The following is a 12,725-nucleotide window of genomic DNA, read 5'->3' on the forward strand; positions in this document are numbered from 1 at the left end:
GCCGACAGGCAGTAAAGTTCCCCTTATATACATTCACCTTTCAACAACTGAAGAAAGCGCTTACTATTAACTTTTAAAATATTACTTAATAAGCGAATAACATATACGCCCTATTTTTTCCATTATATTATGATACATCTTATCATCATAAACTAAAGGAAACAACGAGCTTTTTTTGTCATGTTTTGACTAAAAAAAGCAGGTGATGTTTCACCTGCTTTTTTCTTTATTCATTTAATAAGTAATGCTTTCCCTTTACTAAATAAAAAACATTTTCAGCAATATTTGTAATATGGTCTGCTACACGTTCGATATATCTCGCTACAAAGGATAATTGTGTAATTTGTGTAATTGCTTCTGGTTGTTCTGGAACTGAAGATATAAATTCACGAATCGCTTTCCCATATATTTCATCAACAGAATCATCCATTTCGGCAATTTGCTTCGCAAAAGTTAAATTTTCTTGCTCATATGCATCTAGCGCTAACTGTAACATCTTATTTGCAATCGCAAACATCTCATCAAGATTGTGCAAACTAACAGACACGTCTTTTTCCCCGAGACGAATGGTTGATTTCGCAATATTAACAGCATGATCTGCAATCCGTTCTAAATCTGTCGCTGTTTTAATTGAAATGAAAATCCTTCTTAAATCACTTGCTACAGGTTGTTGCTTCGTAATGAGCATAAGCGCAAGATCATTTATTTCCTCTTCTAAATTATCCATACGATAATCACCATCTATTACCTCTAACGCTTTCTCTACATCCTTTTTATGAAGCCCTTCCATAGCAAGCAATAAAGCTTCTCTCGCTAGTTCACCAAGCTCAATCACCTTTTGCTGTAACGTTTTTAAATCACATTGAAATTGTTCTCGTACCATTGTTTCTTCCCCCTCAATATTATGTGCCAATATATATAACTCTCCTACCTAGCCTACTTATATAAGCCTTAAGATAGGAGAAGTATTACTTCTCTAATTTAAATGAGGTAAAAATAAGAAATACCCTCTGTTAAGAGGGTATTTGCTCTTAGCCTTGCTAGCGACATCAACCGAATCGGCCTGTAATATAATCTTCTGTACGCTTATCTGAAGGTGTCGTAAATAATTTATTTGTATCTGTATACTCCACAACTTCTCCACTTAAGAAGAAAGCAGTTTTATCTGAAATACGCGCAGCTTGTTGCATGTTATGCGTTACGATAACGATACTAAAATCTTTCTTTAACTCTTGAATTAATTCTTCTACTTTTAATGTTGAAATTGGATCTAGTGCCGATGTTGGCTCATCCATTAAAATAACGTCTGGTTCAATCGCTAAACAACGTGCGATACATAGACGCTGTTGCTGTCCACCAGATAAACCGTATGCATTATCATGCAAACGATCTTTTAACTCATCCCAAATCGCTGCTCCACGTAAACTTTTTTCAACAATTTCATCTAACGTTTTCTTGTCGCTAATACCATGAATTTTCGGGCCGTATGCTACATTTTCATAAATAGATTTTGGAAATGGATTTGGTTTTTGGAACACCATTCCTACATGTGTTCGTAATTCTTCAACTGGGTATGATTTATCAAATATATTGCGCTCTCTATATTCAATTACGCCTGTAGTTCGCACGATTGGTACTAACTCTACCATACGATTTAATGTTTTTAAGTACGTTGATTTACCACAACCACTTGGCCCGATAATTGCTGTAACTTCATTCTCATGAATACTTAAGTTAATATCTTTTAAAGCATGGTCTTCTCCATACCATAAATTTAAGTTTTTCGTATCAAATACTACTTTCTTTGGCGCAGTCTCAATTTTCTCCTCGTTTTTCACCTGTACATTTACTACTGTTGCTACCATTTGAATTCCCCTTTCATCCATTTCCAACTTATTTTCGATTTCGTAACCATAGGACAACTATATTGATCAAGAGCAACAAACCTAACAAAACAATCATCCCAGCAGCTGCTACATACTGAAATTCTTCCTGTGGTCTACTCATCCAATTAAAAATTTGAATTGGTAAAACTGTAAATCTATCAAACATACTAAACGGAACATAATTTGCAAATGCAAGTGCCCCGATAACTAATAACGGTGCCGCTTCTCCAATCGCTCTTGATATCGCTAACGTACAACCTGTTATAATTCCTGGGAACGCATATGGCAATACAACTTGATACATCGTTTGCCACTTCGTAGCACCTAACCCGTAAGAAGCTTCTAATAATGACCTCGGTACAGATCGTATCGCTTCTTGACTCGCTACAACAACTGTCGGTAAGACGAGTAAGCTCATCGTCAGTGCCGCTGCAATAATACTCTCACCTAAATGAAGAGCGTATACAAAAATGGTTAAGCCGAGTAATCCAAATACGACGGAAGGTACTCCTGCTAACGTTTGATTATTAATTTCTATTACCTTTTTAAATATAGATTCCTTCGCATATTGCTCTAAATAAAGAGCAGTTCCGACCCCAAATATAAAGGAGAGTGGTATAACAATACTCATAAATAATATTGTTCCTGACAAAGCTGCAGCAATCCCTGCTTCTTTCGGATTACGCGAAGCGAAGTTTGTAAAGAAATCTAACGAAAGGTAACTGACACCTTTTTCAAAAATTTGAAAAAGTAAAATAAGCAGGATTACTATTGAAAACAAAATTGCCATATAAAATAACAATTTGTAAATTCGATCTTTTAAAAAACGTGATGCCATATTTTCTTGTATTTTTTTATGATTCAACATGCGCATATTATGTCACCCTCCTAAAGCGGCGCATAATAAACTGCGAAATGATGTTCATTATAAAAGTAAACAAGAATAACGTTGCGCCTACAGCGTACATGCTGTAATAAGTAAGTGTTCCATGCGGAGCATCACCTAAACTCACTTGCACAATATAAGCTGTTAACGTTTGAATAGAGTGTGTCGGATCGAGCGATACGTTCGGTGTGGACCCTGCTGCAATTACAACGATCATCGTTTCACCGATTGCTCTGGAAGCAGCTAATATAATTGCTGCCATAATCCCTGCGAAAGCTGAAGGAAACACGACTTGTTTTACCATCTCAAACCGAGTTGCTCCAAGTGCCAACGAAGCTTCTTTCGTTCCTTTTGCTACAGCTCTCATTGCATCTTCAGACAGAGATGCAATTGTAGGTATCATCATAAAGCCAATCACAATACCTGGACTAATCGCATTAAAAAACTGTAAATCAGGTATAATCCGTTGTAAAAGCGGTGTAACAACTGTTAATGCAAAAAAGCCATATACAATTGTCGGGATACCTGCTAATAGTTCTAACATCGGTTTTAATACTTTTCTCACACTGTTTGAAGCATATTCGCTTAAAAATACGGCACACGCTAAACCGATAGGAATTGCTACGAACATAGCGATTGCTGTTACAAGTACCGTTCCACATATAAGTGGTAATATACCGAATTTAGGATCTTCAAAAAAAGGTAACCATTCTTTCTCTGTCAAAAAGGAGAGCAATGATATTTTTTGAAAAAACATTATTGTTTCATTAGAGAGCGTAAAAATAATTCCAAGTGTCGTCGCAATAGACACGCTAGCAATTATTTTTAGTAATAATGGAACGATTCGATTGATTCGCTGCGTTTTTTTTCTATGTTTTGTATTTCTTTCAATCAAATGTTGTACAGAAAATGTAGTTTGACTTTTGTCATTATAAGCCAAAGATGAAAACCCCTTTCCACCCTGACATTACCTTTTTATTTCTGTTAACATCCGCAGCTGTTCATTGTATTTTTCTTTTGGTAATTTTACATATCCAACCTCTTCAGCAAGATTGCCAACATGCTGAATCATAAACTCAATATAATTTGCTACATTCATTTTATTTCGGATAGATGCATGATTCACATAAGCAAATAGCGACCTAGATAACGGCTTATACTCACCTGATTGGATGGTATCTTTCGTCGGAAGTACACCATTTACTTTTATTGCTCTCACCTTATCTCGATTGGCCATATAATAAGCATATCCTACAAAAGCAATGGCATTTTTATCATTCATTACCCCTTGCATAATAACTTGATCATCTTCAGACAAAGAGACTTTTTTTACAATGCGACTTTTTTGTAAGATGACATTTTGAAAATAATCATACGTACCAGAGTCTACACCTGGCGCGTAAAACTTTACCTGTTCACGTGGCCATGATGAATGAATTTGTGACCATCGCTTTTCACTTGCATCTTCACTCCATAATAGACGTAACTCGTCTACCGTCATATTGTCTACCCAATTATTTTGGCGATTCACAACGATCGTAAGACCGTCATAAGCGACTTCAAACGGTGTAAACTGAATGGAGTTTTTCTTCATTTCATTTTCTTCCACTTGTTTCATTACTCTCGAAGCATTATTTATATCTACTTCTCCTTTACTGAAACGATTAAATCCTCCTCCTGTTCCAGAAACACTGATGGAAATTTTCACGTTCGGATGCACCTTTGTATATTCCTCCGCTACTGCTTCTATAATAGGAAAAACCGTTGAGGATCCATCAACTCTCACTTCTCCCATTTCATTCACAGCAAATGCAGTAGACGTGCCAACATAAAAGAAACATATCGACAGTATGAAAACTTTAATCGATGCTCTTATCCATTTCACGTGTTCTTCCTCCTAGAAGTAACCGGAAATAACAGGATTACAGATATAAGAATACTGCTAAACTATTAATTCGGTTTTAATTGTTTGTAAAAGTTTTGTAAAGTTCCACAAGAATCAACATTAGGTAAATTATTAATCCGTAGCCACTGTTCATCTTCACTGAGGATTGGTCCATAACTCCCATAGTGAATGCATACGTATTATTTGCGAGGTCCCTTAAAATTCCGATATAATCTGCTTGTCCACTTTATTAGAACGTATGCATGAACCATAAAAAAAAGCACACTATCTTTTCAGATAGTGTGCTTTTTTTACAACTTTTTTATTCATCATCTTGCTTTTTATTTTTATTTTTCTTATCTATTTCCTCTTGTGTAGCTTCGCCATTTTCTACCTTTTTCAAATCAAAGTACGCGTCCATAATGTCACGGCTAATATAACCGTTAATACCTGATTTATCATCTACCCAAGGTACAACAACAGAAAATGCTACTTCAGGGTCTTCAAGTGGCGCATAACCTACTAACGTTAAGTTATATGTTTCTTTACGCTCACCGTTTGCCTTTCTACCAATCTCTTTATCTCCGCCATACACAGTTTGAGCTGTACCTGTTTTACCAGCAGCTTTATATGATGCGCCTGTAAAGTATTTCGCAGCTGTACCACCAGACTCATTAAATACTTGTCTAAATCCTTCCTGAACACGTTTAATTTGTGATTCAGGCATATCAATACGGTTTAGTACTTTCGGTTCCATTGAATGAACGACTTTTCCAACTTCGCCTTGTTTCGCTTCTGGTTGACGAATTTCTTTTACAACTTGCGGCTGCATACGGTAACCACCATTTGCAATTGTTGAAACATACTGTGCTAATTGAAGTGGTGTGTACGTGTCATACTGCCCAATTGATAAATCTAATAAGAAACCTGGCTGATTTCCTCTACCTGTTTGACCCGCAGATTCATTTGGTAAATCGATACCTGTTTTTACACCAAGTCCAAACTGCCCGAAATAATATCGCATCGTATCAAATGCTTTTTGTGGTATATCTAACGTACCACCTTTCACATATTGAACACCTGCGATATTCATCGCTGTTTTAAACATATATACGTTAGAAGACATTTTTAATGCTGTTAAATCATTAATATAACCCATATTCTTCCAAGAAGCTTTTTGTGGCGTTCCCTTTAATCTGATTGGTTCATCATATTGAACTGAACCCGGTTGAATGGCACCTGTCTGATACCCAGTAAGTACTGTCGCACCTTTTACAGTTGATCCCATCGGATAAGAACTTGTCATCGTTCCTAATGCGAAATCTTGCACTTTCGTTTCGCCATTTTCTTCTACTAACTGTTTCCCTGCCATAGATAAAACTTCACCATTTTTTGGATTCATCATTACAACGAATGCACGATCTAAAAGAGGTTGTCCCCCTTTATATCTCAATAAATTTTTCGTGATAATTTCTTCTACACGCTTTTGTAATTCCATGTCAATTGTTAAATTCAGATTGTTACCACTTTGCCCTTTTGATACATTAATCGTTTCTAAAATATTACCGTTTTTATCCGTAATATTTCTCACTTCCGCTTTATTACCGTGCAAACTATCTTCATATTGCTGCTCAAGATAACTTTTCCCTACGCGGTCATTTCGGTTATAATCACGAACAAGATAGTAATCTAGTCTTTCTCTCGGTAAACCTTCATCAGACGTTGACACCCCGCCAAGTACACTTCGGAATAGATCATCATAAACGTATTTTCTATCCCAATCAACATTCGTATCTACACCCGGTAATGCTGCTAGATTTTCACTAATAATCGCATATTCTTGTTCTGTAGCATCCTTTTTAATGACTTGTGGCGTCATCGCATATCCGCCGTCCATTTTGCTTTTAATCGCTAGCACTTCTAAATCTTTTGCAGATAATTGATTCACTTCTTCTTCCGTCACGCGATTTCGTTGACGCTCATCTAATTCTTTATCGTCAATTTTTTTATCTTTAAACTCTTGACGATCCTTTTTCGTAATTTTTTCTTGCGCTTCTTCTTTATGAATAGCAAGCCAATAATCTTTTTTATCGCGATCTGTTAATTTATCTGTCGGTACTTCAATCAAATCTGCTAATTTTTTCGCTGTTTCTAAGCGAGCCTCTGCAGTTGATCCTTTCATTTTTGTAAATGTAATCGTACGTACAGCTGCATTATCTACTACAGGTCGCCCATAACGGTCAAATATTTTCCCACGTGGTACAGGATTACTTATCGTCGAGTTTTCTTTCCTCTCCACTTCATTCTTATATTCCTCACCGCGAACAATTTGTACATATCCAAGCCTTACAATAACCGCGGAGAACATTAAAAACACGCAGAAAAACAGCACGTTTAACCGAAAAGGAACGTGAGTCTTTTTCTTTTGTTGTTTCTGCTTCTTACCCATACAAACCCCCTCTACCAACAGCTATGTAATTTGAAAGGGACACCTTCATACAGGTGTCCTCACTGCTGTCTTACATCTTTTTCTATTCTAGCATAAAACAAACGATAAGTTAACCTTCTGGTTCTGTTTGATTCTGCGTGGTTCCTTGTGCTACAACACTTGTGTTCCCTGCATTTCCTTCATCATATTTGACATTTTTAACTGCAAAATAAATAAGAAAATGTCCAGCACCTAAAATACATAGTAAGAAAGGTAAACTCTTTTCAGGCGGAAAGAATAATACAGCACATAAAAAACTTAAAACTGAACAAATTCTCCCAGCATTTAACCATAATTCTCGGACAACAACATACTCTACACGCCACTCTCTCGCATTTTTCGCTCTACCAATTACATCATATGTCATCGATCCATATGGAACGAGTAAAATAGGGTATGCAATCGCAATGCATGCTGCATAAATAAGTAATTTTGTGTATGTAACATTGAATATAACTAAAAATACGACAGCATATAAAATAATGCCTCCAAGTAAAATTGCTTTTTTTCGCCACTCTTTCTTTAACATACGAGCAACTAAATAGTAACATACAAATGATACAGCAGAATTTACTAAGCTATATTTCCCTAATGCAAGCTCACTATCGGTTGCTAAGTACACGTATACTGAAATAACAAAAATGAATGTTCCCTCTCTCAATCCTTGGAAAAAATGAGCACGTGTAATTCTCCCCCAATTTTTATCAATCCGTCGCTCTTTCAAAACTTGTGCAACCTCATAACGACCTTCACATTCTCTCTTAGATACAAAAAAGCTTAAAACGACAGCAATTGCAAATAACAGTAACGAGAGGAAGAATATGACCGTATAACCACTCCACTTTTCCATACGTGAAATTGTGTATCCAGCTGCTATCGGTCCAATCATGCCAGAGAAGGATGTAAGAAGCCCAAGAAACCCGTTAAAGAAATCTCTTGTTTCTGGTTCTGTAATCTCAAATGTTAATAAATTAAACGCGAGCCAGTAAAAACCATATCCGACTCCTAAAAGAGCCCCCATTAATAAAATATAGTGAGAAGCGCTTTTTCCCGCTACTAAAACAACGATAAAAAAAATTGCTAACGTGCCTACGCCTATTCGTAACAAGATCGAGCGATCAATACGCTTCGCTAATTTCCCACCTATAAGAAATGTGAGGGGCTGCAATACAACGCTGGCCAAATTATACAAGCCGAGATTCACATAATTTTGTGTTTGTTTCCATAAATAAATGTTAACAAACGTATTCGATAAAGAAATTGCGAGCGTGTATAAACCTCCAATAAGGAGTAATAACACTAAATCCCGATTCACTTCAACGTCACCAATTATATGTTTCCACTTCATACACAACTCTCCTTTACTTCATGTTCTAGTCTTCCAAAGACAAGCCCAATTATGTAAAAGGAAAGCATAGAAAAAAGCTAGGAGCATTCTCCTAGCTTTTTCTATCGTTATTACAATTATTTTGCTTCTTGGTAACGTTTTTCAGCAGCGTTCCAATCTACAACGTTCCAGAATGCACCGATGTAGTCTGGACGACGGTTTTGATAATTTAAGTAGTAAGCATGTTCCCAAACATCTAAACCGATAACTGGTGTTTTACCTTCAGTTAGAGGAGAATCTTGGTTTGGCGTGCTTGTTACTTCTAATTCACCATTATTTACTACTAACCAAGCCCAACCAGAACCGAAGCGAGTTGCGCCAGCTTTTGCGAATTCTTCTTTGAATGCATCGAAGCTACCGAATTTCGCTTCAATTGCAGTTGCAAGTTCGCCTACTGGTTGTCCACCGCCGTTTGGAGATAAGATCGTCCAGAAGAATGTGTGGTTAGCATGTCCGCCACCATTGTTACGTACTGCTGTACGGATTGCTTCTGGTACTTCGTTTAAGTTTGCAACTAATTCTTCTACGCTTTTGTCAGCTAATTCTGCATGACCTTCTAAAGCAGCGTTTAAGTTTGTGATGTACGTGTTATGGTGTTTTGTATGATGGATGTTCATTGTTTCTTTGTCAAAGTGAGGCTCTAAAGCATCATACGCATAAGGTAAATTTGGTAATTCGTGTTTTGCCATTGTTATATTCCTCCCAGTTTATGTATTGCCACTTAAGTGACATACAACTACATTCTACCCTAATTGCCATAGGGTGCAAACAAATAAATCGCATTGTCTTGCTATCATTAAAGTAGCAAAATTCCCACTTCTTTTCAATTAAAATGCTCATATATTTCATAAAAAAAGCCCCCTTCTACAAGGAAGCTTCCTACTGACATAATAAACACGTGAAATGGATATGGACCCTGTAGGACTCGAACCTACGACCGGACGGTTATGAGCCGTCTGCTCTAACCAGCTGAGCTAAGGGTCCACAATTATGTATGTAACAATACATCAAATAAAGGAATTCCTATCGGATATATCCTTTAAGAAATGTAAGATAAATTTACCATATAGAAAAGAAAAGTGTCAATTGTATTTTTCTCATTTAAAAGAAGAAAATTAATAAAAAGAAATTTAGTTGTCTCTACTATATGTAAATATAATATATCTTGAGATTCCCTAGATTCCTACGTTACAATGATTTTATACATACATAAAGGAAGTGAATCTATGTCCATATTTACCCAATTAGTCAAAAGCGTATATTCGCCTAAAGATATGGCGCTATTCCGTTTTCAAAAAATCGGAAAAACCATTTTGTATATTATGCTACTTTGTCTAATCACTACTATTCCAAGAACATTCTTTTACGGTAGCTTTATCCAAGATAGTGTTACTATGGTAAATCAAGCAATTGAAAAAGATTTACCTGATTTTAAAATCGAAAATGGTGAACTAAAAGCTGATATTGAACAACCTATTCAAAAAGAAGAGGGAGATGCTCTTTTCGTATTTGATCCAAATACAACAGATATCGAAAAGTATCAAAATAAAACTGGTTTATTTATTTTAAAAGATAAAGTAGTTTCTATAGGAAATGGCCAGACGCAAACATACTCCTACAATGATTTATTAGGCACATCTCTTGAGAAAAAAGATTTGCAAGATTTCATTTCAGTATTCGATAGTATTTATCCAATTTTACTAGCTGTTATCGGCGTGTTAGTATATCTATTCCAATTGTTCATTACTTTCTTAGGAATTACTTTACTTGCGTTTATCGGTTCTGCTATGAGTGGTCAACGTAAATTATCTTATAAGCAAGTATGGACGTTAACTGCTTACAGCTACACAATTCCAACAATCTTCTTTATGATTATGGATTTATTCAAAATCGTTGTACCTGGTTCAACATTCATTTATATCGCAGTTGTTTTAATTGTTCTATACTTAACAATTAAAGAAGTTCCAAAACCGAACGAAAAAAATGCCTAAATAGGCATTTTTTTTTTGGACAAGCATATATTCCTAGCAAAGGAGTGAAGAATATGAAGAGATTAGGTATATTCTTATTCGTGCTTGTTCTTGGTTATATATTTTATTACGATATAAAAATTGGCACTTTGCCGATGTTAAGTTCATATAAAAAGACAAATGCGGCCGAAACGATAAAACAAGAAAGTACAAATACAAAACAAAAAAAAGAAAACAAAGCGGAAAAAGAAACAGATGTCACTTATAAAACAATTGAAGTCAAAACAGGTGATACGGTTCTTTCCATTACAGAAGCGATCAATAAGAAAAAAATTCCTTCTATCGAAAAAGTAATTGATGATTTTAAACAATTAAATAAAAATACACCTGCTACAAAAATACAACTTGGAAAGTCTTATAAATTCCCGTTATATCAATAAGCAATCACTTAATCCTTGTCAATTACATAAAGGCGCTGATACAATAGTAAAAGTGAAACCGAGCACTTCGGTTTCTATAGCCCTGTATCACGTATACTATCATTGATATAAGGGACTAAATAAGAAACTTCTTTTATAAGGAGAGCGATCTATTCGTGAATGAAATGACTCATCGTACAAAAACACGTCCAGTTAAAGTCGGTAATTTAACAATTGGCGGTAATAATGAATTAATTATACAAAGTATGACAACAACAAAAACACATGATGTTGAAGCAACAGTTGCTGAAATTAAACGTTTAGAAGAAGCTGGCTGTCAAGTCGTGCGTGTTGCTGTTCCAGACGAACGCGCAGCAAATGCTATTGCTGATATTAAAAAACAAATCAACATTCCACTTGTTGCTGATATTCATTTTGATTATCGCCTTGCTTTAAAAGCAATTGAAGGCGGCATTGATAAAGTACGTATCAATCCAGGTAACATTGGTCGTCGCCATAAAGTAGAAGCTGTTGTAAATGCAGCAAAAGAACGTGGTATTCCAATCCGTATCGGTGTAAACGCAGGTTCATTAGAGCGTCACATTTTGGAAAAGTACGGATACCCAACTGCAGATGGTATGGTTGAGAGCGCCCTACATCACATTAAAATTTTAGAGGACTTAGATTTCCATGATATTATCGTATCTATGAAAGCCTCTGATGTTAACTTGGCAATTGAAGCATACGAAAAAGCTGCACGTGCTTTTGATTATCCACTACATTTAGGTATCACAGAATCTGGAACGTTATTTGCCGGAACTGTAAAAAGTGCCGCTGGTCTTGGAGCAATCTTAAGTAAAGGCATCGGAAATACACTACGTATTTCATTAAGTGCTGACCCAGTTGAAGAAGTAAAAGTTGCGCGTGAACTATTAAAGTCATTCGGCCTTGCATCTAATGCAGCAACACTTATTTCTTGTCCAACTTGCGGTCGTATTGAAATTGATTTAATTAGTATCGCTAACGAAGTGGAAGAGTATATTTCTACACTACAAGTACCAATTAAAGTTGCAGTACTTGGCTGCGCTGTAAATGGTCCTGGTGAAGCTCGTGAAGCTGATATCGGTATTGCCGGCGCGCGCGGAGAAGGACTATTATTCCGTAAAGGGCAAGTCGTTCGTAAAGTACCAGAAGAAATAATGGTAGAAGAACTGAAAAAAGAAATCGACGTAATTGCTGCTGAAATGGCTGCTGAACGAGAAAAAGAAAAAGAAACACAAGAACAATAAAATAAAAAGAAGGTTGCCCACAACATTTGTGAGCAACCTTCTTTTCTACGTAAAAAAGCTCGTCAGTTATAGAACTGACGAGCTTTTACTTTGCACATTTTGGACAACGGCCATATATTTCAAACTTATGACCAGTTACTTCATAACCGTTAAAATCTTTATTCATAAAATCCATCGGGCAAGAAGTAATCTCTTTCGTCCCTCCACAATCTAAACAAATAAAATGATGATGATGTTCCATAATAGAACATGTAAAACGAAAATGTTTTTCACCGTTTAATTCCGTTTGTTCTAAAACACCGATTTCAGCAAACACCGTTAAGTTACGATAAATCGTGTCAAAACTAAGACCTGGATAATCATCCTTCATATGCTCTAAAACGTCTTTCGCCGTTAAATAACGATTGTGAGCTGCAAATAACCTGAGCATTTCTTCCCTTTTCCCAGTATGTTTGTATCCTTTATCTTTCATTAGGCGTAAAGCTTCTGTTAGATTCATATCTATCCCTACTTTA

Annotated in this window: 12 protein-coding genes and 1 tRNA gene; 3 read left to right on the top strand and 10 right to left on the bottom strand. The window is 36.0% G+C overall.

The genetic code is table 11. From position 1 onward, the window contains the following. Positions 1-226 precede the first annotated feature (226 nt). The 9 genes from phoU to MR083_RS05060 all read right to left on the bottom strand — a co-directional run bounded on the left by phoU (position 227) and on the right by MR083_RS05060 (position 9,516). The gene (gene phoU, locus MR083_RS05020; RefSeq protein WP_000251231.1) at positions 227-883 is read right to left on the bottom strand and encodes a phosphate signaling complex protein PhoU; all 657 of its coding nucleotides are present in this window, start codon (positions 881-883) and stop codon (positions 227-229) included. Between the two features lie 166 nt (positions 884-1,049). Next, a complete protein-coding gene (gene pstB, locus MR083_RS05025; RefSeq protein WP_000226683.1) occupies positions 1,050-1,865 on the bottom strand; it encodes a phosphate ABC transporter ATP-binding protein in 816 nt (271 codons plus the stop codon). A gap of 28 nt (positions 1,866-1,893) precedes the next feature. After that, the gene (gene pstA / locus MR083_RS05030; protein ID WP_001242545.1) at positions 1,894-2,760 is read right to left on the bottom strand and encodes a phosphate ABC transporter permease PstA; all 867 of its coding nucleotides are present in this window, start codon (positions 2,758-2,760) and stop codon (positions 1,894-1,896) included. Position 2,761: 1 nt separating this feature from the next. Continuing rightward, complete coding sequence (gene pstC, locus MR083_RS05035; RefSeq protein ID WP_000323888.1) at positions 2,762-3,712, bottom strand: phosphate ABC transporter permease subunit PstC; 951 nt, start codon at positions 3,710-3,712, stop codon at positions 2,762-2,764. Positions 3,713-3,739: 27 nt separating this feature from the next. Beyond that, on the bottom strand, positions 3,740-4,657 hold the full coding sequence (phoX, locus tag MR083_RS05040) for a phosphate ABC transporter substrate-binding protein PhoX (RefSeq protein ID WP_097851161.1): 918 nt from the start codon (positions 4,655-4,657) through the stop codon (positions 3,740-3,742). A gap of 322 nt (positions 4,658-4,979) precedes the next feature. Next, the gene (locus MR083_RS05045; protein WP_242268662.1) at positions 4,980-7,106 is read right to left on the bottom strand and encodes a peptidoglycan D,D-transpeptidase FtsI family protein; all 2,127 of its coding nucleotides are present in this window, start codon (positions 7,104-7,106) and stop codon (positions 4,980-4,982) included. A 109-nt stretch (positions 7,107-7,215) separates the two neighbouring features. Beyond that, a complete protein-coding gene (locus tag MR083_RS05050; protein ID WP_000871367.1) occupies positions 7,216-8,493 on the bottom strand; it encodes an MFS transporter in 1,278 nt (425 codons plus the stop codon). A gap of 116 nt (positions 8,494-8,609) precedes the next feature. Then, on the bottom strand, positions 8,610-9,221 hold the full coding sequence (sodA, locus tag MR083_RS05055) for a superoxide dismutase [Mn] (RefSeq protein ID WP_001052031.1): 612 nt from the start codon (positions 9,219-9,221) through the stop codon (positions 8,610-8,612). A gap of 221 nt (positions 9,222-9,442) precedes the next feature. Then, positions 9,443-9,516, bottom strand: a tRNA-Ile gene (locus tag MR083_RS05060). Positions 9,517-9,758: 242 nt separating this feature from the next. On the opposite strand from MR083_RS05060, the gene MR083_RS05065 reads away from it, so the two are divergent. From MR083_RS05065 to ispG, 3 genes are all read left to right on the top strand, one after another. After that, positions 9,759-10,523, top strand: coding sequence for a DUF1189 domain-containing protein (locus MR083_RS05065; protein ID WP_000021910.1), 765 nt, complete (start codon positions 9,759-9,761; stop codon positions 10,521-10,523). 53 nt (positions 10,524-10,576) lie between these two features. Next, a complete protein-coding gene (locus tag MR083_RS05070) occupies positions 10,577-10,942 on the top strand; it encodes a hypothetical protein (RefSeq protein WP_000825406.1) in 366 nt (121 codons plus the stop codon). A gap of 164 nt (positions 10,943-11,106) precedes the next feature. Further along, positions 11,107-12,210: a flavodoxin-dependent (E)-4-hydroxy-3-methylbut-2-enyl-diphosphate synthase gene (gene ispG, locus MR083_RS05075; RefSeq protein ID WP_011040674.1), complete on the top strand. Its 1,104-nt coding sequence runs from the start codon at positions 11,107-11,109 to the stop codon at positions 12,208-12,210. 85 nt (positions 12,211-12,295) lie between these two features. Here the strand turns inward: ispG and MR083_RS05080 are convergent, their stop codons facing one another. Continuing rightward, on the bottom strand, positions 12,296-12,709 hold the full coding sequence (locus MR083_RS05080) for a Fur family transcriptional regulator (protein ID WP_001054512.1): 414 nt from the start codon (positions 12,707-12,709) through the stop codon (positions 12,296-12,298). Positions 12,710-12,725: the final 16 nt, after the last annotated feature.

This window comes from Bacillus cereus group sp. BfR-BA-01408, from assembly GCF_022663305.1.
GTDB lineage: Bacteria > Bacillota > Bacilli > Bacillales > Bacillaceae_G > Bacillus_A > Bacillus_A pacificus.